Consider the following 22,526-nt stretch of genomic DNA (forward strand, 5'->3'; position numbering starts at 1 on the left):
CAACAAACTCCCCTTATCAGACAGCAAAGCGCATCCCCGCGCCGGACCGGGCCTCGCTGCCCTCCCGTGCCGTTTTGCAGCGCCCCGTCCGGTATCGTTCAACCCGACGTATGTGCGCGCGTGACGCGTCTCCGCGCACGTGCGCCCTGGGTCGCACGCGCGCAAACGCCACCTGTTTGCCGAGACGCCTTGGTGTCAGGGGATAGCCGCGCGACGTATGGGATGGTCTACTGCTTTGACATCGCGCCTGCCGGATATGCGGCTTGATCAGCTCCGGGCGTGTCCACGGTGTTCGTCTCGAAGGCCCAGCTGCCACCCGGTGGAATCTGGACTGTGCCGATGGCGATCGCTACGCCGAGCGGACGCCCGACGCGATTGACCGAGAAGACCGTGGCGGATGGATCGCTCACCGCCACGTCGAGTCCGTTGAAGAGCGTGCCCGTGTACACCGTGCCGGCGCCACCGGTCACGGCCTTCAGTTCGCTGACGGTGAGGCCATCGGTGGGAACAACGTCGAGAGCAAAGTAAGGGCACCGGTAGACGACGTATCCCACATCTTCGATCACGATATCCGAGGGTAGATCCGTCACCGCCGTCATGGTCACGTCACCTGGACCCACGCACGCAGCGACCGCGTCCGAGCCATCCGTGACTCGATAGAAATGCTGAGTCAGCAATCCGTTGATCCCGGATGCCACGGACTGCTGAGCCTTGTTGTAGAGCTCGATGGAGAGGGCAGCGCTGCAGGCCGGGGTATCCCCGTCGTTCCTCAAGGCGGCGTAGAGCTCGGTGTTGGTCGGTCCTTTGCGGAGAGTCAGCGCGATCACGTTGAGCACGCCGTTCCCGCCGGGGAGCGCCATGATGGTGAGGTCTTCGGGGACGATGAGCGCGTCGTCGCCAGTGTCCCCGCCCACCCCGCCGCCGTCGATCGCCTCGCTCGAGCAGGCCAGCGGGAGGAGCACAGCAGCAGGGATGAGGAAACGCTTCGCCAGCATGAACATGAGAAGAGATGTCCAGCGTATCGCTGTCCGCCATCGCCGGGCAGCACAAAGTCGCGAAGTGAGGCGCATCACAAGAACGGCAGTTTAGCGGCGCCCGCGGTCATCGGCGGCGCACAAACGCAAAGACCCCTTCGGTAAGAAGGGGTCTTTGGACCCGAACTCGTCGGGTGCTCAGGACCTCGCTCCGAGAGCGCTCAGGCCTTGAGCTCCGTGAACCCGCCCGGATTGCTGATCTTGGCGCCGGCGACTGCGCCCTTGCCACCGATGAACTCTTCCGTCTTGTCGGAATAGCCGAAGTGGGTCACTTCCCCCGAGCCACTCTTCGCAGGGAAGCCATCCGCACCAGCCTTCACGCCCAGCGCGTTCATGATGTTGCAGAAGTACTTGTTGATCGGCGCGTTGCCAACCTTCGGATCGGTCCCGGTGCCTTGCCTCGTACCGTCGACCTGGCCGGTACCGTTGGCGCACTGCGACATGCTGTTGCCGACCGTCGGGGTCGACGCGGGGTCGACGTTGATGATCTGACCGGTCTTGAAGTAACCGCCGCCGCTGCCGGCCTGAATGATCGGAGCGTTGTTGAGGTTGTGCGCGTTGCCGTCCGACATCTCGTTGAACCAGATAGCGACGCTGGTGTCGAGGACCGTCTGCCCGTTCCCCTGGGGGATGCTGTCGAGCATTCCGACGAGCTTCGCGAACTTCTGCGCGTAGTAGGTGTCCACCTTGACGAGCCACTCGAGCGCGTTGGGCAGGCAGCTGCCCTGCATGCCTGCATTGTCGAGGCGGTGCGAGAGGGAGTGCGACTCCATGGTGATGCCGAGCCCCTTGAAACCGTAATTTCCCGGGTACTTCAGGAAAATGACGGGGTTGGCATTGCAGGCGGCAGCGAGCGCCGCGATCGCCGAGCTGATGTCCGCTCCATCCAGGTCGCCGGAGACCTTGTTCGTGAGGACGTCGACGCCCAGGCCGCCCGAAGACGCCTTCTGGGCGTTCGCGGACGTCGCGCCGAGCGTCACACCGAGCTCCTCGCTGCACTGCGCGGAAGCCACCACGGTCCCCGTCTGGTTGAGGAGCTCCTTCCAGGCTGCGAGCTTGCGCTTGTCGGCCTGGCTCATGTCGAACCGCTCGAGCGTTTGCAGATCATCCTTCACGAGGTCGAGGATGCTCTTGCCGCGAAGCGCCGCGTAGGTGTCCGGGGACATCGGCTGCCCCGCCTGGAAGAGGCCCGTGAGGCTGCTGAAGGCCTGCGACGCGTTGAGGCCCTTGTGGATGGTCTCGGCGGCGGAGTAGGAGATCGCCGACTGAGCGTTGTCATTCTGGCCAGCCGTGGCGATGAGCAGGGGAGTGCCATTCGGGCTGAGCTGCTGGGCCATGACGTGATCCAGCGAAGGACCGACAGGCTTCGCGTTGAACTTCGTCGCCTGGTTGAAGCTGAACGGGTCGTTGCTGTTCGGCGTGACCGGCTGGCAGGTGAAGAACGACCCCACGATCTGCGTGTGGGAGTCGTTCCCCTGTCCACGCTTCAGGTTGGCGGTCCACTCGTTCATCGAGCGGATGCCGCGCGGCATGAGGAGCTTCTTCGCATACGGAGCGAGGGACGCGAGGCTCGTCGCCTCGAGGTCAGCAGCCGTGAGCTCCCCCTGGGTCTTCGTGGGGAACCACTTGTTCGTGACGCACCCATAATGGGTGAACATCACGATGAAGGTTTTTCCACCCGAAGCGCTCTGGGCCTTTGCGTCGCGCTCCCACACGGAGCTGAGGAACGGCGCGGCCAGGGCGGCTCCGCCCAGGCCACGAAGGAAGATTCTGCGGTTCAGTTGCTTGCTCATGGTCAAGTTTCCTCAGCTTTCACGGCGTTTCGCGGACGCGCACGCGGAACGAATCCGCTTGAGTGAGATCGGCCAGAAGATTGAGAATGCTGTAGCCGCCCTCAGCCAGCTTGGTGTCGATCTGATCGACGACGCATTTGTCTTTCCCGTTCGGATCCCGCCCAAAGGCATAGGAGACCCACGACTCAGCGTAAAGCTGCTTGGCCTTCTGAAGCTCAGCGATTTCCTGCATGAGCGCCAGCGGAGAGGTGATCTCCTTCACGTTGCCGTCGCCGAAGTCGATGGTGTTGGTCGTGACGCTCGCGTCGATCGCACCACCAAGAGGATCGGTCGTCTGCCACTTTCCGATGCCGTCGAAGTTCTCCATCACGAAGCCCGGCGGATTGATGACCGTGTGGCAGCCCTTGCAGCTCGCAGGCTCCGTCAGCTTCTCGATCTTCGCGCGTTGCGTCGCGAACTCGCCCTGAACGGTCTGCATGGTCGCGCCAGGGATGGGCGGACCCGGATTGACACCGAGCAGGTACACCGAGATGAACGCGCCTCGAAGGATCGGGCTCGTGGCGTCGTAGCCCGCGTAGGAGCTCAAGAACCCGACGCGCGTCAGGAAGCCCGGCCGCTGGGTAGCGTCGAGCTCCACCCTGGTCAGCTCGGTGCCGTAACTCGCAGGATCGAGGCCGTAGATCGCCGCGTTGTCCTTGTTGACGAAGGCGACGTTGCTGAGGAGGAGGTCCTTGAACGAACCGCCCTCGAACGCCACGTCTTCGAAGAAGGCGTCGAGCTCAGCCTGCCAGCTGGGCTTGGCGGCCGCGGAGTACAACGGATACGTCTCGAGGTCGTGATCCATCGTCCACCAGTGGGCGTTTCCGTTGTTCATCTGCGCCCAGTTGCGGTGGAACGCTGTCACGAGCGGCCCGGTCTTTTCGCGCACAGCGATCATTCGCTGCGCCTGGGCCAGAATCTGCTCCTTGCTCTGGAGCTCGTTGTTGTCGGCCGCCGCGCTCAGCACGTCATCCGGAGCGGAGCCCCAGAGCAGGTACGAAAGCTTCGTCGCCACTTCGTAGCTGGAGAGCTTGAGGGCCTCAGTCGACCCATCCGGGTCGGTCGCCAGCTCGGGGAGCATGAGGAACGAGGGCGAGACGAGGAAGCCGATCAGCGTTGCCTCGGCGACCTCGGCGGGCGTTCCTGCCGGCGTAATCTGGCCCAGCTTCTGGAATCGCGCCACCTCCAGATCGGTCAGCGGGCGACGGAACGCCTTGCGGCCGAAGGTCTTGATGGTCTGCTCCAGGCAACCGGCCGCCGACGGGTCGCAGCTGATGAACTTGGACTTGTTCGGCCCTGCCATCACTGCCTTGGCGATCTTCTCGGCAACCTCTTGATAGAGGCGCCATGCGTCAGAGGTCATCGGGCCGTCGAAGTCGTCGCCGAGCTTGTCGGACGGCAGCTCGCCGTCGACGCTGGTGACGCCGAGGAGGTCCCGCACCGTGTTGTCGTACTGCCGGTTCAGCAGCCGCGGGATCTGGCTCGTGACCGGGATGCCGGGGATGCACTTCTCGGGGGGACCGTTGTCGGGTTCGTCCGTGCCCCCCGATCCGGTGCTGCCGCTGCCGGAGGTGTTGCCGCCGGTGGTCTCCCCGCCGCCGGTGATCCCATCATCGCCGGACCCAATCTCGCCACTGCAAGCAGCGAGGAAGGCCAATGAGGTGAAAAATGTTGTCGTACCAATGTACGATAGTTGCCGTAACGTTCGCATGACCTCACTATTCCCGGTCCGCGCCGAAGTGATCATGGGAGCGGATCAAAAGTTATGAATCAGCCCGAGGGTCGCCATCCGCGAGATCACGCGCGTCTGGCCGACCGCTTCCTTTGGAGACGTGATAGTGAAACGCCGGCGTACGAGCGGCGCCCTGGTGCCCTCTTCGACCTCGAGAAGCTGCCCGATTGGCGCGCGGACGCAGAGTTCGCTGCGGAACAGCGACGCCCGCGGACCACTGCAGGGGCCGCCAAGCGCGTCATTGCGACGCGGCGCGGCGCGGCGGTCAGAGCCATAAGCACGCTCTCCTCGGCCGCCTCGTCGAGCGCAAGCGCCGCGGAGTGGAGAGAACGCGTGGACCACGACATCGCACGAGGTGCCGTCGACGGTCGCGGTATGTGTCTCGCCGTGCCCATGGATGACGCCGCAGCTCGCCGTGGACGTTGACGTTGACGTTGAGCCCTGCGCGCGCCAGCCGCGCGGGCGATTTAACCTTCCTCTAGATAGAGCTCCATCCGCGCGATATCTCAAACAAAAAAAGCGCGCCCGCAACGTGCAACCCTGCTGGATAGCGCCAATGGGAACGGAGCATCAGTCGCCGGTGTCGAGCAGCCGGTTGCCACCTTTAAGGAGTGCTCGACGAGAGCTCGCTCGGCCGCGAGCGGCCGGCGCTTCTTGCGCGAGCGCACGGGCCTCACGAATCCAGTAGGTCCCCAAATGTGCAACCATGGCATTCCAAGCCTCGTGTCATTCGTGGACAACGCGCCGCATCACCCAACGTGAGGGCCACCACGTCAATCGGGTCATCTGCGGTCAGGGCGGTCATTTCTGGCTCGGAAAGCCGGGTTGGCTCGCGACGTCGTCGACGCGGTTCAGGGGAAGGGCGCGGCCTCCCGTTCCTGCGGGGCCTTCGCGAGAGCGGGCGCGCGGGCGCGCGGCCCCGCTCGACCGAGCGTTGGGGTCAATGATGTGCGGGTATCGGCCGGGCGCATCGGGTCGCTCGTCGAGGGGATTCGGCCGGCGGCCGCTGAGAACGCGGGGTTACCGCGGATGAAGACTCGGTGTCGTCGTCGTGGCGTCGTGGGCTTGTGGACTTGAACACTCGCTCTCCAAGCTCCAGAGGGTCGGCGCTTGCCTGGATGACGGTGTGACGCTAGCGTGAGCCTTCGGGAAACCCGCCTCCCCGCCCCTCGCCTCCACAACGATGCAATCGAAGTCCTTGGCCGTCATCGGGGCCGTCGCTCTCGCCCTCCCTCTCGCATGCTCGGGGAGCCCCGTCGATGATGCGGTGGGCGCTGGCGGGAGCCGGCCCGGCAGCGGCGGGGAACCTGCCAGTGGCGGCTCGTCGGGGAGCGGTGGAGTCCTCCTGCCAGCCGGCGGGACCGCGAGCAGCGGGGGCGTGGGCGGCGGCGAGGCGGGAGCTGGCTCGAGCGGCTCGGAGACGGGCGGGGGCGGCATGGACGGGGACCCCGGCGAGGGCCTGCATTTCGAGCCGGAAGGCTTGTCCAGCAGCGACATGGACGAGGAAGGGGCTGGGCTCAAGCTGGTTGCCTTCACCCTGGTGCAGGGGGCGACGGGCCCCGAGCTCTACGCCGCTGTCAGAAATGACGGGGAGACCCCGTCCTGCGACGCCGGCCTGATGGTTTACTTCATCGACAAGGCCGATCAGCTCGTGACCACCTGGGGCGGCAGCTTGCTCAGCGGTCGGCTCTATCGGCTGGACGACGGCTCTGGCGTGATGATTCCCTGCATCGCCCCGGGCGAGATCGCGATGACTGGCTCAGCGGATCTCCCCGTTGAACTCGTGATCGAGGAGCTCGGGTATCTGAAGCACAGGTTTCCGGCCTTCGCCGTGGACGTGGTCCCTGTCGATGCCGTCACCGTCAGCGAGGTGAAGACCGCCAGCAGGGGCGCCGGGAGCGCCTACACGGGCACGCTCGAGAACCGACTCGATGTGGCTGTGAGTGACCCCAAGATAACGGTCTTCCCGGTGAATCGCGTCGGACGGCCGCTGGGCATGGCGACGAGCAGCGCGGCTGCCGACATTCCGCCTGGCGGGACCTGGACCTTCGAGACGACTACCGTGGACGATGTCGGCGTCGATTACGTCGCCTATCCGACGGTTTCTGTTCCTCCGTGAAGGGGGGTGCAGGGTCGTGTGATACGGGCTCGGCCGGGGGCAGGCGAATGAGGCGCAGGAGAGTACGCCGCAGCGGGCCGAACGATGCCGATGAGCCCGTAGCGCGCGTCGCACCCGATCGCAGAGAGGCTCGACATGCCCTGTGGCCTTTGACTCCGCCGCGACGCTGCCCTCGCCTCCCATGCGCTCGCACGCTCACCTACAGTGCACCACGAGCGCGCCGATCCGACCCCCGGCCCGAAGCGACCCAGTGAGCCCCATCCTCTCCCTCTGCGACGGCTCTACCAGCTCGACCTCTCCGACTACGCGCGCACCGGGCTGCGCGTCGGCATCTGGGCCTCCTCCGGCCGGGGCAAGAGCTTCGGCGTCGGGGTCCTCTGCGAGGAGCTGCTCGCGGCCGGCATCCCCGTCGTCGCGATCGATCCCGAGGGGGAGCTCTACACGCTGCGCGAGCGGTTCCGCGCCCTCGTCCTCGGCGGCGCCCACGCGGACCTGCCGCTGCCCTCCGGTGAGCGCGCGGCGGAGATCGCGCTCGCGCGGGTGCTCGACGAAGGGCTCGGCCTCATCGTCGATCTGTCGGATCAACCGACGAACCGCTCGCAACAAGAGGCCGCGCTCCCGTTCCTCGAGCGGCTCTGGGTTCTCCTATCGGAGCGCCGCGCCCCGGCGGCCGTCGTGATCGAGGAGGTGCACATCTTCGCGCCGCAATCGGGCGCGTCGCTCACCTCCGAACTCCTGCACCGGTTCGCCAAGCAGGGCCGCAAGCGCGGCGTCCTCCTCGTCGTCGCCAGCCAGCGCACGCAGGCGGTCTCGAAGGAGCTCATGAGCCAGCTCAACCTCGCGGCGCGCAGGTGCCGCCCGAGCTGCGCTAGCAGTAGGAAACGAAGATCAGGCGGATCGTCGCCAGCGTCCCGAGCACGAACAGCCCTGCATAGAAGATCGTCCGTTTACGCCGCAGCTGCTCGGCGCTGAGCCCCGTAGACGACGCGGGCCCCTCACCAGGCGCCACGTCCCCGCCGGTGTGCACTGCTGGCACCGCGATCGGCTCGCTGCCTGCCGGCGGCCTGCTCGCTCCGGATGGCCTGCTCGCGACGGGCGGCCTGCTCGCTCCGGATGGCCTGCTCGCGACGGGCGGCGTACTCGCTCCGGACGGCCTGCTCGCGACAGGCGGCGTACTCGCTCCAGACGGCCTGCTCGCGACAGGCGGCGTGCTCGCTCCAGGCGGCCTGCTCGCCGTGGGAGCAACACCCTCTGCAGCATCGGCCGTGGCCAGCCCTCGCTGGAGCTCCCCCTCCGGCGTGGTCGGCATCGCGTGCGGGCGCGGGCGCTGCGGAACATCGTCCGGGCCGTCGAAATCGAGGTACTGCACCGAGAGCGAGCCCATCGCGGCGCCGAGAGGGAGCGGAGCGTCGCTCCGGCCCGCCGCAGGAACGCTGTGCCGTCCATCGGGCGATGAGGGGCGGACCGACCTGCGGTCAGCAGACGTGGTCCCGACCGCCGGCGCCTTTCGCCCGACGCCCGGCGAGCTCTGCCTCGGCGCGCTCTCCGGAGGGAGCGACGGTGACGCGCGGTAACCGGCGCCGCTCAGCGAGCCCGTCCTCGCGATGCAGGCCTCGACGTGCTCCTTCAGCTCGCTCCGGGCCTCTTGCTCGGCGCCCTGGCCCATCTCGCGAAGCACCTGCTCCAGATCGCCGGCCAGCTTGCCCGCGCTGGCGGTCCGCTTCTCGATGGAGAACTCGGTCGCCGCGTCGAGCGCATCCGAGAGCCGCGCGCTCAGGTCGGGCAGGAGCTCGCGCGCGCGCGGGATCGGCATCGACGCGACGCCCATGATCAGCTGCCTCTGCGTCTCGGCCTTGCGCACCCGGCTGCCGAGCAGCGCCTCCAGGAGCGTGATTCCCAGGGAGAACACGTCCGCGCGCCCGTCGAACGGCTCCCCGCGCGCCTGCTCCGGAGGCATGTACGGGAGCTTCCCCTTGAACACGCTGCTTTCGGACTGCTCGTCCGCGAGGCCCGGTATCCGCGCGACCCCGAAGTCGGTCAGGCAAACGCGGCCATCCCGCCCGATCAGGATGTTGGACGGCGAGACGTCGCGGTGGACGACCGCGTAGCTCTGCCCTTCGTCCTCGCACAGGCTGTGCACCGCCTCGAGCGCCCTCGCCATCTCCCGGCCGAGGTAGGCCACGGCGCGCGGCGAGAACGCGCCCACCTTCTTGAGCACGCGATCGAGGGCAGGGCCGTCGATGTAATCGAGCGCGAGGTACACCGAGCCCTCGAATTCCCCGAACTCGACCAGCCGGACGACGTTCGGGTGATCGAGCCGCGCGATCACCAGGGCCTCGGCGAAGAACGACTCCCTCGCGCTCTCGCCGAGCCCTGGCCTCGCGACCAGCCGCTTCAGCGCGACGTGGCGCCGGGCGTCGGGAGGCCCCTCCTCGGCGAGCCACACCTCCCCCATCCCGCCCTTGCCCAGCATCCGGATGAGCCGGTACTTGCCGGCGAACAGCGCCGGCGGCGGATCGGACTCGGCGTTCTTGCGACGCGGGCGGGAGGCGGGCATCTCGTGGTGTGCAGCGCTCGATCTCGACTCCGTCGAGGCTAGCCCTCCTGCTCGGGGTGGACAGGGTGCAAGCAAGGCATGCCCGATCCTACCGCCGCCCGCGCGCCGCAGGAATCACCGCGTCGATGCCCGACGCAGATCCAGCCTGTGTGGACTGGGCTCCGCCTCACCGAGGGGGCGCCGCTCACGCCTCGCTCACTCCTGCGTGTGCTCCTCGCGGATCGGCTCCCGCATGGTCGTCGCCGGGAACCACTCGAAGAAGCGGTGGATGAGCTGGCGCCGCTCGGGCTCGATGTACTCGAACACGGCGCCCCGGTCGTTGATCTCCCAGAACTCGTTGCTCGTCACGGCCAGGAGCTCCGCGCGGATGGAGCGCAGCCTGTCGGGCCGCTCGTCGCGCATGTCGCGGTAGATCTTCCGCGCGAGCCCCTCCTCACCCTTCTGCAGGTAGTACGTGGCGAGCTTGACCTGCGCCTTGCGGACGCCGCGGAGCGACGGCTCCTGCTGATCGAGCTCCGCTTCCTTGTCCACCTCGAGGAAGAGCTGGAGCAGCTCGTCCCGGGCAGGTGCGTGCAGGTCGTACGCGCGCTCGTTGACCACGCAGAGATCGAACGCGACGGTCTCGGTGAGGAACGCGAGCCCCATCGCGTGCGCCGTCTGCGCGTAGTACTTGAAATGACGCGCGATCTCGAGGACCTGATCCCCCCAGCCCGCCTTGAGCAGCTCCTCCGCGAGGTAGCGGTACTGGTTCAGGTTGTTGTAGGCCGCGGCGATGTCCTTCGCGTTGAGCGACCTGCGCATGTAGGTGTTGAAGAACTTCACGACGACCGCGACGGCCGCCCGGTCTCCAGCGGCGATGGCGGTCTGCCCGATGTAGCGCGTGTCGATGGCGATGCGCGTGATGAGGTCGGGCATCGCCGTGAGCGCCTCGCGATACACCATCAAGAACTGGCGGAGCGCCTTGTACTCGAGCCAGGTCCGCGCGGTCGACAGCTTGCCGAGCGCCTCGGCGTTCATGCTCACGAAGTCCGTGTCCTTCGCGAGGCGATCGCGGATCTGGAACCAGCGCGGATCGAGCGTCGCCTTGTGGGGCAGGTACGCGACGACGAGCTCCGACAGCGAGTCGATCGTCTTCGACGCGATCCCCTTGTCCTTCTGGTCGATCGCGTTGAGCGCCACGTCGGCGAGCTGCTCCAGCGACGAGAGCGCCGTCACCCGACGCTCGTCGACCTCGCCGTCGCTCTCCCCGCCGGCGGGCCGGAGCGCCTGCTCGACGCCGCTCGTCTTGATCCGCCGGACCACGTTGTCGGGCTCGACGAAGTCGAACACGTACCCGAAGTACGGCGCCATCATGAGCAGGCTCGCGGTGAGCAGCCCCATCGTGACGAGGACGCCGTAGGCGGGGACGAAGACGTCCTCGGTCGGGCCGCCCTCGCCGACGCGGATCGAGAAGTTGACCCACAGCGAGAACACCGCGCTGACGACGAAGAAGCCCATCACGACCATGTTCGTCCGGTCGCGGAAGAACATCTCGGTGATCCGCGGCGTGTAACGGTTCGCGGCGAGCTGCACGATGATGGACGCGACCGTGATGACGATGCCGAGGATGGCGGCGATGACCTCGCCGATGCCGCTCATGATGTGCTCGGCGTCGCCCGGCGACATGCGCGCGAACACCTCCCAGAGCGAGAGGTGCGCGTTCTGGTGTCGCGCGACGTCGAGCAGGTGGACCACGGCGAGGGTCGCAACGCTGACGCCCAGGAGATACGACATCGGCCGCAGCCAGATGCGGACCATGGTCGCGCCCCTGCGACGCTGTCGTTCGGCGTCGTCTGCGGTCCGATCGGGTCTCATCAGGTGACCGCCGCTGGGTCGACCAGCTGGTCGACCCGCCTGCTCTGCCGCTCCACGCTGCCCCCCACGCACCTGCTCCACGCGTCCGCCACGCCAGGCGGCAGCCCGGCTATTTCTTCTCCGGGGGGCTGTCGAGATCTTCCGCGAGGTAGCTGAGGATCACCTCGTCGAGCGATTTCTCGCTGATCAGGTCCTCACCGAAGATCGAGGCGCCCTCCGCCGGCCGGTTCGTCGCGAAGATGCTGGCCGGGCGCGAGGCCGCGTAGCGGCCGGAGCCAGGGCCACCCGAGAAATGCTCGACCGCGACCTGGGGCGCGGGTGGCGCGACGGGCTGCTCGGGGTGGACATTGCTGTAGACCCCGGCGCCGGAGGCCGCGGACTCCGCCCGCCGCCCGATCACCGACGCAGGCGGCGGCGGGAGGTCCTGGATCTGCTGAAAGAACGGCGTCTGTGCCTCGGCGGCGGCGCGCTCCAGCGCGTCGAGATCGAGATCGATGGACGGTTGTTCGGGCTTGATCTCCGCGGGCGACGCCGGGCGTACGGCCCTGCCGGCGAGCGGGCTGGCCGCGCGCCCGCTGCTGAGCGCCTGGAGCGCGACGGGATCGAGCTCGAGCCGGGGGCGCCCGCTGGCCGAAGCGGGCGCCGGCTCGGCCGCCGGGGCGCGCGGCGCTGCGGCGAGGGGCGCGGCGGCTGGCCTTGCGGGCGGCACGGCGGGCCTCGGCGCCGGCGTCGGCGCGGCTGCCGGCTTCGGGCGGGGCGACGCCTCGGGCATGACGGGCGGCGTGAGGGGCCGGGACGGCGGGGGCGGCTTCGGCGCGCCCGTCACCTCGGGCGACGACGGCGACGACGTCCGCGCGGCCTTGCTCGCCTCCGGATGCGACGGGGCGAGGGCGGCGCCTGCGGACACGGCGCCTGCGGACACGGGCGGGGCGGCGGTGTCGTCGAAGAGGTAGTCGAAGTGACCGTCGCGCAGGGCGATGAACATCGCCTTGTGCTGCTCCTTCATGAGGCCGCGAACCGTCTCCGCGAGCGAGGCCTGACCGACGTGCTCCGCGTACGAGGTCTTCGTGGTCTTGAGGATGCGCCCGCCGTCGGCGAAGAGGTGCGTGATGATGTGAGGATGGCGAATGCCCGAGTCCTCAGTCTGTATGTGGAACAACCGCCCCTTATGCCGGACGTTGTTGTTGAAGCCGAGCAAGGGCGACGGGGCTTTCACGACAGGCAATCCGAGGGTGGGGAGGTGAGGAGATCGCGCCAGCGGGGAGCGCTCGCCACGGCCGAGACTATCACAGCGCGGCGCGCCCGGAACGATTCGCAGCGCGCCGGCGTCCCTTCACGCTCCCCCGCCGCTCCTCCGCCGCTCCTTCACCGCCTCCGCGGTGGGGGAGCATGTCGGGGCTGGTCCTCCGCGGACCGCGCGCTGGTCGCGTCAGGGCAGACAGCGCTCCAGGTCGTCCGCAGTTCCCGCCTGGAGGGCGCACGCCACCTCCGCCTGGGTGAGGTCGGCCTCGCAACGGACGAAGCCGCGCTCCCCGGCGGCCGCGTGCGCCATCGCAGTCCTCTCGGCCACCTGGGACGCAGCGGGCTCGGGGTTGGCCGCGCGCAGGACGAGCTCGACGTACCGATCGAGGAGCGCGGCGCACGCCTCGGCGGACGGGCGTGGAGCGGCGCGGCGGAGCGCGGCGCGCCCCACAAGGATACCGAGCACCAGCAGGACGATCGCCAGGGTTGCCAGGACGTCGGCGCGGGCCGCGGGGCGCGTCACTCCAGACACTTATCGACCTGCTCCGGGGTCGTTGCCTGCCGGACGCACCCCATCGCAGCCTCGGTGATGCGGCGCCCGACGCACCTGTCGATGAGCTCTTTGCCGCGGGCGTCCCGCACCGCCGCCGTGCGCTCCTCGACGATCTTGGGGTCGACGACGTTCTGCGCCCGGAGCTCGATCTCGGCGCTCCTCCGGAAGATGGCCTCGCACTCGTCGCGGCTCGCCGGGTGCCCGCACCCGGCCAGGAGCGGCAGGCCGGCGAGCAAGGCCAAGCATGGCGCGGGCCAAGAGGAGAGGAGGACCCGGAGGACCCGACCCAGGTTGAGCACCCGACCCAGGTTGAGCACCCGACCCAGGTTGAGCACCCGACCCAGGTTGAAGACCCGACCCAGGTTGAGCACCCGACCCAGGTTGAGCACCCGACCCAGGTTGCTGGAAACCGTGGAGACGGAATACCGCCTCCTTTGAAGGGAAGTTGAGCCAGGACGGCGACGCATGGCCGCGACGATGGCGCCACGCTCGATGGGGCGCAACAAGGTCCAGCCGAAGCCGACAGCCCGGAGCGGCGCACGACCAACCCCAGCCGGCACCCCCGCCGTCGTCCACAACCAGCCGCCTGCCAGCCATCTGGCCCGAGTCAAGATGGAAACGTCGCGTATTGCTGGAACGCGTGTGCAGGTCTGTTAGAATTGCTTTCTGTGCGCAAGGCGAGCGAGCACGGTGACAGCGTGGGCGGCGCTCGATCCGTCCGTACGGGCTCCGGGGGTACGCGGCGACGCACGAAAGCGACGGCGCAGTCCGTTGCAGGCAGCGGGAATGACGCTGGCCCCGACGCTCCACGAGAGAAACGGCCGAGCAATGCGCCGCGACGGCGCGCGGCCGCGGCGGCGCTGACCGCGGAGGAGATGTTACGGCGCGCGCTAGGCGCGGCGACCCCGCGGTCGCGCGCGATCTGGGCGCGGCGGGGCCTGTCGCTCCGGGGGCCGCTCGACAGGACGACGCAGGCCATGCTGCTGCGGCAGCTCTACCTCGCGTATTTCGAGACACGCCGCTTCGAGCGGGCAGCCGAGGTCGCGGAGCAGATCCTGGCGCTCGGCGTGCTGAGCGACGTCGCCCACCAGGACGCGGCGCGCGCGAAGCAGGCCCTCGGGGACATCGAGGGGGCCGTCGGGCACCTCCGGCTGGCGGCGCGCACGGGGCCGGCGAGCCGGAGGGCGTTCCACTGGTGGACGCTGGGCAGCGTGTATCACCTGGCGCGCCGGTACGACGAGGCGATCGGCGCGCTCACGCGCGCGGCGCGCTGGGGCACGCGGGACAAGCCGCTCTACCAGGGGCACCTCGCCGTCGTGCAGTGCGAGAGCGGCAAGGCGGTGGAGGGGCTCGGCGCGCTGATCGATCGGCTCTCGGAGGTGCCGGCAGGCCAGGGTTACGGCCGGTTCGTGCTCGGGCAGATGGCCTACTTCGACCATCGCTGGGACGAGGCCAAGAAATACCTGGAAGCCTTCGTCCAGCGGAGCACCTCGGGGAGGGCCGCGGTCGCGATCGCGCTCGGCGCGGAGATCGAGGCGGCGCGCCGGACGCTCGCGTCCCTCGCGGAACGCTGATGCCGGCCTGAACGGACGGCGGCCCGCCGCACGACCCCGATCGCTTTGCTATAGAACCTTCGTGATGACCGCTTCGACTCGTTTCAAGGCAAGCGCCGGCGCCGCGCCGGCGGGTCTCCCACGCGGCGCACGCGGCGCGCTCGGACCCGCGCTCTCGGCGCTGGTCGCGCTCGCCACGCTCGCGTCCCCGGCGATCGCGCTGGCCGACGATCCGCGCGACCTCTTCACCCGCGGTCTGGAGGCCGGCCCGCTCTTCGCCGCGCTCGCCGCGCTCGCGGGCGGGCTGCTCACGTGCCTGACCCCCTGCGTGTACCCGATGATCGCCATCACGGTGAGCATCTTCGGGGCGCGAGAGGCGAAGTCCCGGCGCGAGGCGATGCTGCTCTCGACGAGCTTCGTGCTCGGGATCGTCGTGCTCTTCACGACGATGCTCGTGGCCGCGGCGCTCACCGGCAGCCTGTTCGGCGGCGTGCTCTCGAACAGGTGGGTCATCGTCGGCATCGCGGGGGTGTTCATCGCGCTCTCGCTGTCCATGTTCGGCGCGTTCGAGATGACGCTGCCGGACACCCTGATGCAGCGGCTCTCGCAGGTCGGGGGCATCGGCTACGGCGGCGCCTTCCTGCTCGGTCTGGTGAGCGGCCTCGTCGCTGCGCCGTGCACCGGGCCCGTCCTCACCGGCATCATTCTCTGGATCGGGAAGACCCAGAATGTCGGCCTCGGCGCGCTGGTCGGCGCCACCTTCTCCCTCGGGCTCGGCCTGCCGTTCTGGCTCGTCGGCGCGTTCGCGTTCGCGCTGCCGAAGGGCGGCAAGTGGATGCTGGGGGTGAAGTCGTTCTTCGGGATCGTGATGATGGTCGTCGCGCTCTATTTCCTGAAGACGACCTTCCCGGCGCTGTCGTCGCTCGCGCAGCCCACGCCGCAGTTCATGGCCGTCATGGCGGGCCTCATCGCGGTCGGCCTCGCGCTCGGCGCGGTGCACCTCTCCTGGGACGACGGCGGCGCCGGCGTGAAGGCCCGCAAGGGAGTCGGGATCGCGCTCACGGTGGCCAGCAGCTTCCTGTTCGTCGCGAGCCTGGATCTGCCGAAGCTCGCCTCGCCCGTCCCGTCGGCGGTGGCCGGCGAGGCCGTGTCGCCGCAGCTCACGTGGCTGCACGAGGAGCCTGTGGCCGTCTCCAAGGCGAAGGCGGAAGGACGCCCGCTGCTCGTGGACTTCACCGCGGAGTGGTGCGGCGCCTGCAAGCAGCTCGCGAAGGAGACCTTCTCGGATCCCCGTGTCATGGCCAAGGCGGCGCACTTCGTCGCGGTGAAGGTCGACGCGACGGACGACGAGGATCCGCAGATCGACGCGGTGAAGGGCAAGTACAAGGTCGTCGGCCTGCCCACGGTGGTGCTGTACGACTCCACCGGGGCCGAGCGGAAGCGCTTCAACGACTTCGTCGGCCCGGACGTGTTCCTGGCCGCGATCGAAGGCATCCAGTAGCGCGCTGCGCCTGGCAGCAGCGCGCCGCACACGCCGTCGGCATGGCCCACGAGGACCGAACACCGCGAGGAGGGAGCGAAGGGCGCCGCGCCCCTTGGGGCCAGGCCGCCACGAACCTCCGCCCCTTCCTGCTCGCCGCCCTCGCGCTCTGCGCCCTGCTCGTCGCAGGCTGCGGCGCTCCGGGGCCCACCACCGGGACCGTGGTGTTCGGGGTGACGAGCGAGCTCCGCGCAGGCGCCGACATCGACCTGCTGCGCGTCGTCCTGCGGGCCGACGGAGACGTCGTCCACGAGGACGCGCTGGCGCAGAAGAACGGGCAACTGTTCTTCCCGCGGGAGTTCTTCTTCAGCGATCTCGAGGATGGCACGGCCGTGGAGATCTCCCTGGAGGCGTTCGGAGCGGAAGACGCCGAGAGGCCGCTGCTCACCCGCACCGCGTCGACCCGGGTGATCGGCGGCCGCACGCTGCTGCTCCGGGTGCGCCTCGAGCAGGAGTGTGTCGTCGCGCCCGGGGCGGCCACGTGCCCGGCGCCGCAGACCTGCGTGGCCGGCGGCTGCAGCGCCCCCGACGTGGATCCCCGGCAGCTCGAGCCCTTCAGCACCTCGTGGAACGCGGGCGCGGAGCCGGACCTCTGCAAGCCAGCCGCCGGGGGGGAACCGGTCGTCATCGTCGGGGAGGGGCAGGCCGACTACTTCCCGCTCGATGACCTCGACGAGGTCCAAGTGGAGGCTGGGCCTCAAGGCGGCTACCACATCTTCGTCGCCATCCGGCTCAAGAACCTGCGCCGATCCGGCTCGCTTACCGTGGTGAGCGGCCTCGTGCCCGAGCTCGGCTATGCGATCGAGCCGCTCGAGGTCATCTTCACCCTGGATCCCGACGAAGGCGGCTTCTGCAAGCTCGCCGGGCTGCGGTTCCGGCTGGATGGCGAGCGGAAGATCGAGGAGCTGCTCGGGAAGGTCGTGGAGGTCGAGGTGACGGTGACCGATCCCGACGGAGACGCCGGTACAGGCAGGCGCACGGTCACGCTCTCGCAGACCATCCTCTAGCGCGCGGGCGCCCTGCGCGGGCGGAGGCACGCGGGCTCACTCGCGCGCAGCACGCCACCGCGTCATCCAGCCGCCGGTGAGCAGGTCGAGGGACGCCTCCGCTTCGAGCGCCGCGAGCGTCGCGGCGCGGTGCTCCTCGGGGCTCTGGCCCGGATCGGCCGCGAGCGCGACGGCGCGCTGCCACGCGAAGAGCAGCTCGAGCACGCGCGCCGTGAGCTTCGTTTGCAGCTCGGCGCGCTCGCGGCGGAGGCGCTCCAGCGCGATCTCCTCGTCAGCGAAGACGATCCGGTCGAGCCGCCACGTCGCGCGCGCCTCGAGCCACAGGCTCGTGCCGCCGGACGCCGTCCTTCGCGCCGGATCGTACTCCGTTGGGGCCAGGTTCTCCGCTTCATCGACGAGGCGCGAGACGCGGAGCCGGAGCTCCGGGAAGAGCGACGACGTCCGCGCGCGCGACGCGATCGCGTCGATGCGCGCCTCGGGATCGAGGAGGCGGGATCGCCGCAGCGCCGCCTCGACGATCGCGCGGGCCATCGCCGGCGTGACCCGGACCGGCAGCGGGAGCGGCGGCTCGGCTTCGGCTGGCTGCGCGGGCGGAGGTGGTTCCTGGAGCTCGATCTCCGGCGCCGCGCGTGGCGGGCTCGGGGTCGCGGGGGCAGGCTTCAGCCGAGGCGCCGCAGGTTCGGCGACGGCGGACGGTGGAGACAGCGCGCCAGGGCGGGCGGATAGCCGCTCGAGGGGGATGCTCGCGAGCAGCATGCCGGTGAGGGAGCGCTCGCCGCCTTCGAGCCGAGCGATCCCGAGCTCCACCGCGAGCCAGAACGGCTGCGCGCTGCCAGGGGACGCAGCCCAGAGCTCGTGGGGCTGGGTGTCCAGGCGGTCCACGCGCGGGTCGAGCGCCGTGGGCTCGTCGTCGAGGGGGAGCTCGGCGCGCGCCTGCCACGTGAACAGGGCGCAGGCGAGCGCGCCGAGGAGGAAGAGAGCGGAGCTTGCGATGGATCGGTGGTTCGGGTGCACGCGAGGTGGGTCGACCGCCGCGCGTCGCGAGTTGCGTGCGACGGGTCGGCCGGCTCGCTCAGCGGCCCCGCGAAGGCGTGCGCGCCCGTGTGGCGAAGCTCCGCCAGAGCTCCGCTCCGCCGCCCAGGGATCGGCCCCGCTCAGCGCCAAGGCCCGGCCCGGCGCCCGGGGAGCGGCCCCGCTCCGCGCTGGTGCGCCGGAGCGCCTCGCTGGCGTGAGGCGGACCGCTGCGTCGGAGCAGCTCGCTCGAACCGCCACGGGTCGCCGCGACCGCCTGCGCGATCTCCTCCGGCGTCGGCGCCGTTCCTGACGGGAAACGGGCTGGTCCCTGGCTCGCCGCGCCGCGGGTCGCCGCGACCGCCTGCGCGATCTCCTCCGGCGTCGGCGCCGTTCCCGAGGAGAAGCGCGCCGGCGCCTGGTCGGGCAACGCGAGCGTCGGCTCTGCGACGAGCGTCGCGCTGCGCCCAGCCGCGACCGACTCGAGGTCGTGAGGCGCGGCCGCTCGGACGGCCTCGGCGGCCACGTCGCTGATCGTGGCCGGCGCAGCAGGCTCCACGCCGCTGCTCGTGACGACCGCCGCCGCAGCCGCCTCGACGTCTGCGTCACCGCTGGCGACCGGCGCGCTCGACGCCAGCAGGGCCGTGGTCACCGAGCCTCCGCTCGCGCCGACCACGGCCACAGGCTCGCCGTGTTCTCCGCTGGCACCGGGGATCGACAGCGATGCCGTCCCCGCGGCGCTCGCGTCAAGCGCCGGGGATGCCGCATCGCCGACGTCACCCTCGAGGCGCCGCTCCGCGACGTTCATCGCCGCAGTGGGGTTGCCCGGCGGGATCTCGCTCGTCAGTTCCGGCGCAGAGGCCGGACGCTCCCCCGAGGTCTCGCCTGCCAGCGCTGGAGCAGAAGCCGGTAGCTCCTCCGAGGCCTCGCCCGTCAGCGCTGGCGCAGAGGCCGGTGGTTCCTCCGAGGACGGCCTCGGCGAAGCCGGCAACGCGCGTGGCACAGCGACCTCGAGGCCAACCGCGAAAGGCTCGAACAGCTCGCCGGCGAGCCAGCCCGTGCACATACGAAGGTTCGCGCCGGACGGGATGTCGCGCACGAACATGTCCCCGAAGAGCGCGTCGATGGCGAGATCGCGCTGCTCAACCACGGGCCGCTCCCAGCTCGGGAGCACCGCGACGAGGCGGATCGCGAGCTGCCCTTCCGGGCGACGCGCCCGCGCTCGCGCGAGCGTCCTGGGACGCACTTCCCAGTAGAGGTAGATCGTCTCGTGATCGACCGCGATACCGACGATCTCGTCGACGTCATACCGCGCCGGGAGCTCCGCCCGCTCGTCGCGCAAGGCCGCCGTCAGACCCAGCGCCACCCCCGCGGCGACGGGCGACGCCGTCGCTTCGGCACCTGCAGGCGAAGGATCTCCCGGAGGCTGCACCGGAACGCCGCCAGGCACTCCGGCGACGGGCCCGGGCTGCCCTTGGTGCTCGCTCGCGATGGCGGCCCCGCGTGGCTCGGTCGCGCCATCGTCCCGCGCGAACGGAGCAGGGGAAGCCTCCGCGGCGGCGCTCTCCGCCTCCTCCGCGTCCGCCTCCTCCGCGGCCGCATCCTCCGCGTCCGCATCCTCCGCGTCCGCATCCTCCGCGTCCGCATCCTCCGCGGCCGCGCCCCGCGCTTCCACGCCTGCCCCCTGCCCGCGTGCCGCGCTCTCGATCAGCCTCTCCCGGAGCCGCCGCGCGTCCTCGTCCTCCGGCGCTCGCGCGAGGATCTCGTCGAGCATCGCGATGGCGCGGTCCGTGTGCCCCTGGGACGCATAGATCTCGGCGAGCGTCGTGGTGGACCGCGGCGGGGGCGGGGGCGGGGGCGGCGGCCACTGCTCCGGCGGCACCTCGCCGCGCAGCGCGCGCGCGGTCTCCGGCATGTGCAGGCCCCGCTCGACCACGCGCGAGAGCAGATCGCGCGCCCGCCCGAGGAAGCCGCGGAGGCGGGCCCGCTCCGGCTCGCTCTGCGCGGTGCGCGCCACGATCTCGTCGATGAGCTCGACCTTCGTGAGCAGGCGCGGCCGCGGCACCCCGAGCCCCTCGGCGCGCGCTATCAGCTCCTCCCGCGTCAGCCCGTCGAGCTCCCGGCGCTCCATCGCCGCCGACGCTACCACATCCGACGCTCGCTCACCCTCGCCGGACCGCTCAGCGAAACGCCCCCTCCGCCGCCGGATCCGCGCTGATCGACGCGAGCCGCGCGCGCGCCGCCTCGGCGTCTCGCGCGATCTGCGCCTTGAGCTCCGGCAGCCCGGAGAACCGCCGCTCCTCGCGCAGCCGGGCGATCAGGTGCACGCGCAGCGCCGCGCCGTAGAGATCCTCGTCGACGTCGAAGAGGTGCACCTCGAGGTTCGGGCGCGCCTGCCTCGACGCCTCGACCGTCGGGCGGACGCCGAGGTTGGCCACGCCGCGCGCGAGCGCGACCGCGCGGCCCGACGAGGTCACCCGATCGACGAGCGTCGCGTACACGCCGAACGGCGGGAGCGCCTCGTCGATCTCGTCGATGTTGCAGGTGGGGAAGCCGATCGTCCGGCCCCGCTTTGCCCCCTGCGCGACGACGCCGGACAGCATGTGCGGGCGCGACAGCATCCGCTCGGCCGACTCGAGATCCCCGCGCACGAGGGCCGCCCGGACGCGGGTGCTCGACCAGGCCCCCTCGGCGTCGCCGACGAGCGGGTGCGATCGCGTCTCGAAGCCGAGATCCTCGCCGAGGCGCCCGAGGGTCGTGAAGTCGCCGGCGCGCCCGCGGCCGAACCGAAAGTTCGCGCCGACCAGGACGACGCGCGCCGCGAGCCGATCGAGCAGCACGCGCCGCACGAACTCCTCCGGCGTCTGGGCCGCGAACGCGCGGTCGAACGTCACCGCGTCGACCCGGATCGTCGGCTGCACGCGCTGGATGAGCTCGATCTTGCGCGGCAGCGCCGTCAGCGTCGCCGGCGGGGTCCGGCCGAGGACGCTCGCAGGGTGCGGGGCGAACGTGAGCGCCACCGGCTCGAGCCCCCGCCGCTCCGCGTCCAGCGCCGCGTCGGCGAGCAGCGCCTGGTGCCCCAGATGAACGCCGTCGAAATTGCCGATGATCACCAGGCTGCCCCGCGGCCCGGCCGCGGCGCGCCCGCCCTGCCCGGAAGCGGCGGCGGCGAAATACTCCACGGCCGCTACCTAGCCCGAAGCAGCGCCGAACGAAATGCGGGTGGACGCACCTGAGAGCAGCGCCGCCCGTCACGATACGCACGTACAGCCAAGCGATCGCTGTACAGAGTCGCTTGACGTGCCCATGTCCGACTGATAGAGCCGCGCTCCCCGAAACGGGCTGGAGGCGCGCCGTGTTCAAGAGAGTCAGTATCTTCTCCGGCAACGCCAATTTCCCGCTTACCCAGGAAATCTGTCAGGTCCTGGAGCAGCCGATGGGGAAGTCGCGTGTGTCGCGCTTCTCGGACGGCGAGACGTTCTGCGTCATCCAGGAGAACGTCCGCGGCGTCGACACCTACGTCGTGCAGCCCACCTGCTCGCCGGTCAACGACAGCGTGATGGAGCTCCTGATCATGGTCGACGCGCTCCGCCGCGCCTCGGCCGGCTCCATCACGGCGGTCATCCCCTACTACGGCTATGCCAGGCAGGACCGGAAGGTCGCGCCGCGGACGCCGATCACCTCGAAGCTCGTCGCCGACCTCATCGTCGCCGCCGGGGTGAACCGGATCGTCGCGCTCGACCTGCACGCCGGGCAGATCCAGGGGTTCTTCAACATCCCGTTCGACCACCTGTTCGCGATGCCGGCGCTGCTGGAGCACCACCTCCGCGAGCACTACGGCAAGGACGTGGTCATCGTCTCCCCGGACGCCGGCGGCGTGGAGCGGGCCCGCGCCTACTCGAAGCGCCTCCAGGGCACGCTCGCGATCATCGACAAGCGCCGCGAGCGGGCGAACGAGAGCGAGGTCATGAACATCATCGGCGAGGTGGCCGGCAAGCACTGCCTCATCCTCGACGACCTCATCGACACCGCCGGCACCCTGGTGAACGCCGCCAACGCCCTGATGAAGCAGGGCGCCAGGAGCGTCGCCGCCTGCGCCACGCACCCGGTCCTGTCCGGGCCAGCGGTCGAGCGCATCAAGGACTCGCCCCTCACCGAGGTCGTGGTGACGAACTCGATCCCGCTCTCGGACGAGGCGAGGGCCTCCGGTAAATTCAAGGTCGTCTCGGTGGCGCGGCTGCTCGCCGAGGCGATCCGCCGCATTCATCACTCGGACTCGGTGAGCTCGCTCTTCGTCTGACCGGCCGCGCGCGTTCGGCGGCGGGACGCACCGGCGACGCAGGTCGCCCGCGCACCCTCGCCAGAACACACCAAAGACACAAAACGCGCCCTCCGGCGACGAAGGCTCGACTTTCTCTTCTCCGTTCTGCTATAGCGCCGCACCCTACGCCGGGGTGGACCGCGCACCGCGGACCCCCGGATCACTTCTGGA

The 22,526-nt window shown here is 70.0% G+C and carries 17 protein-coding genes; 6 read left to right on the forward strand and 11 right to left on the reverse strand.

The features are described 5' to 3' along the window. Positions 1-227: 227 nt before the first annotated feature. The 3 genes from WME79_RS37785 to WME79_RS37795 form a co-directional block, all read right to left on the reverse strand. Entirely contained in the window at positions 228-1,001 is a 774-nt protein-coding gene (locus WME79_RS37785; protein ID WP_437525158.1) for a hypothetical protein, read from the reverse strand. A gap of 194 nt (positions 1,002-1,195) precedes the next feature. Continuing rightward, positions 1,196-2,827, reverse strand: a complete 1,632-nt coding sequence (locus WME79_RS37790; protein WP_437525160.1) for a DUF1552 domain-containing protein — start codon at positions 2,825-2,827, stop codon at positions 1,196-1,198. A 19-nt stretch (positions 2,828-2,846) separates the two neighbouring features. Beyond that, entirely contained in the window at positions 2,847-4,577 is a 1,731-nt protein-coding gene (locus WME79_RS37795) for a DUF1592 domain-containing protein (protein ID WP_437525162.1), read from the reverse strand. A gap of 1,399 nt (positions 4,578-5,976) precedes the next feature. On the opposite strand from WME79_RS37795, the gene WME79_RS37800 reads away from it, so the two are divergent. Both WME79_RS37800 and WME79_RS37805 read left to right on the forward strand, forming a co-directional pair. Further along, positions 5,977-6,717 carry an FxLYD domain-containing protein gene (locus WME79_RS37800; RefSeq protein WP_437525164.1) on the forward strand — a complete coding sequence of 247 codons (741 nt, stop codon included), beginning with the start codon at positions 5,977-5,979 and terminating at the stop codon, positions 6,715-6,717. A gap of 204 nt (positions 6,718-6,921) precedes the next feature. Continuing rightward, complete coding sequence (locus WME79_RS37805; RefSeq protein ID WP_437525166.1) at positions 6,922-7,689, forward strand: helicase HerA domain-containing protein; 768 nt, start codon at positions 6,922-6,924, stop codon at positions 7,687-7,689. On the opposite strand, the gene WME79_RS37810 is transcribed toward WME79_RS37805, so the two are convergent. The 5 genes from WME79_RS37810 to WME79_RS37830 all read right to left on the reverse strand — a co-directional run bounded on the left by WME79_RS37810 (position 7,586) and on the right by WME79_RS37830 (position 13,312). Beyond that, the gene (locus WME79_RS37810; protein WP_437525168.1) at positions 7,586-9,274 is read right to left on the reverse strand and encodes a serine/threonine protein kinase; all 1,689 of its coding nucleotides are present in this window, start codon (positions 9,272-9,274) and stop codon (positions 7,586-7,588) included. The genes WME79_RS37805 and WME79_RS37810 overlap by 104 nt on opposite strands. A gap of 195 nt (positions 9,275-9,469) precedes the next feature. Beyond that, positions 9,470-11,071, reverse strand: coding sequence for a DUF2254 family protein (locus tag WME79_RS37815; protein WP_437525170.1), 1,602 nt, complete (start codon positions 11,069-11,071; stop codon positions 9,470-9,472). A 166-nt stretch (positions 11,072-11,237) separates the two neighbouring features. Continuing rightward, on the reverse strand, positions 11,238-12,344 hold the full coding sequence (locus WME79_RS37820; RefSeq protein WP_437525171.1) for a hypothetical protein: 1,107 nt from the start codon (positions 12,342-12,344) through the stop codon (positions 11,238-11,240). Between the two features lie 213 nt (positions 12,345-12,557). Then, positions 12,558-12,893, reverse strand: coding sequence for a hypothetical protein (locus WME79_RS37825; RefSeq protein ID WP_437525173.1), 336 nt, complete (start codon positions 12,891-12,893; stop codon positions 12,558-12,560). Next, positions 12,890-13,312: a hypothetical protein gene (locus WME79_RS37830; RefSeq protein ID WP_437525175.1), complete on the reverse strand. Its 423-nt coding sequence runs from the start codon at positions 13,310-13,312 to the stop codon at positions 12,890-12,892. The genes WME79_RS37825 and WME79_RS37830 overlap by 4 nt, the downstream gene beginning before the upstream one ends. A 486-nt stretch (positions 13,313-13,798) precedes the next feature. Here WME79_RS37830 and WME79_RS37835 point away from each other — a divergent pair, with 486 nt between their 5' ends. The 3 genes from WME79_RS37835 (at position 13,799) to WME79_RS37845 (ending at position 17,023) form a co-directional block, all read left to right on the forward strand. Continuing rightward, complete coding sequence (locus WME79_RS37835; protein ID WP_437525177.1) at positions 13,799-14,497, forward strand: tetratricopeptide repeat protein; 699 nt, start codon at positions 13,799-13,801, stop codon at positions 14,495-14,497. A 64-nt stretch (positions 14,498-14,561) separates the two neighbouring features. Continuing rightward, positions 14,562-15,977 (forward strand): protein-disulfide reductase DsbD family protein, encoded by a 1,416-nt coding sequence (locus tag WME79_RS37840; RefSeq protein WP_437525179.1) that lies wholly within the window; start codon positions 14,562-14,564, stop codon positions 15,975-15,977. 41 nt (positions 15,978-16,018) lie between these two features. Further along, the gene (locus tag WME79_RS37845; RefSeq protein WP_437525181.1) at positions 16,019-17,023 is read left to right on the forward strand and encodes a hypothetical protein; all 1,005 of its coding nucleotides are present in this window, start codon (positions 16,019-16,021) and stop codon (positions 17,021-17,023) included. A gap of 36 nt (positions 17,024-17,059) precedes the next feature. Here the strand turns inward: WME79_RS37845 and WME79_RS37850 are convergent, their stop codons facing one another. Genes WME79_RS37850 through ribF form a run of 3 tightly spaced genes read right to left on the reverse strand, consistent with a single transcriptional unit; the run spans position 17,060 to position 21,216 of the window. Continuing rightward, the gene (locus tag WME79_RS37850; RefSeq protein ID WP_437525183.1) at positions 17,060-18,037 is read right to left on the reverse strand and encodes a hypothetical protein; all 978 of its coding nucleotides are present in this window, start codon (positions 18,035-18,037) and stop codon (positions 17,060-17,062) included. Between the two features lie 58 nt (positions 18,038-18,095). Beyond that, the gene (locus WME79_RS37855) at positions 18,096-20,183 is read right to left on the reverse strand and encodes a hypothetical protein (RefSeq protein ID WP_437525185.1); all 2,088 of its coding nucleotides are present in this window, start codon (positions 20,181-20,183) and stop codon (positions 18,096-18,098) included. A 31-nt stretch (positions 20,184-20,214) separates the two neighbouring features. Further along, positions 20,215-21,216: a riboflavin biosynthesis protein RibF gene (gene ribF, locus WME79_RS37860; protein WP_437525187.1), complete on the reverse strand. Its 1,002-nt coding sequence runs from the start codon at positions 21,214-21,216 to the stop codon at positions 20,215-20,217. A 173-nt stretch (positions 21,217-21,389) separates the two neighbouring features. Between ribF and WME79_RS37865 the strand changes: the two genes are divergently transcribed. Beyond that, a complete protein-coding gene (locus WME79_RS37865) occupies positions 21,390-22,334 on the forward strand; it encodes a ribose-phosphate pyrophosphokinase (protein WP_272104378.1) in 945 nt (314 codons plus the stop codon). Positions 22,335-22,526: the final 192 nt, after the last annotated feature.

It is taken from the genome of Sorangium sp. So ce726, assembly GCF_051521405.1.
Classification (GTDB): domain Bacteria; phylum Myxococcota_A; class Polyangia; order Polyangiales; family Polyangiaceae; genus Sorangium.

Coding starts and splice junctions, on each gene's coding strand:
- WME79_RS37785 (WP_437525158.1), bottom strand. CDS start 1,001: ATGTTCATGCTGGCGAAGCGTTTCCTCATCCCTGCTGCTGTGCTCCTC.
- WME79_RS37790 (WP_437525160.1), bottom strand. CDS start 2,827: ATGAGCAAGCAACTGAACCGCAGAATCTTCCTTCGTGGCCTGGGCGGA.
- WME79_RS37795 (WP_437525162.1), bottom strand. CDS start 4,577: ATGCGAACGTTACGGCAACTATCGTACATTGGTACGACAACATTTTTC.
- WME79_RS37810 (WP_437525168.1), bottom strand. CDS start 9,274: ATGCCCGCCTCCCGCCCGCGTCGCAAGAACGCCGAGTCCGATCCGCCG.
- WME79_RS37815 (WP_437525170.1), bottom strand. CDS start 11,071: ATGGTCCGCATCTGGCTGCGGCCGATGTCGTATCTCCTGGGCGTCAGC.
- WME79_RS37835 (WP_437525177.1), top strand. CDS start 13,799: ATGTTACGGCGCGCGCTAGGCGCGGCGACCCCGCGGTCGCGCGCGATC.
- WME79_RS37840 (WP_437525179.1), top strand. CDS start 14,562: ATGACCGCTTCGACTCGTTTCAAGGCAAGCGCCGGCGCCGCGCCGGCG.
- WME79_RS37845 (WP_437525181.1), top strand. CDS start 16,019: ATGGCCCACGAGGACCGAACACCGCGAGGAGGGAGCGAAGGGCGCCGC.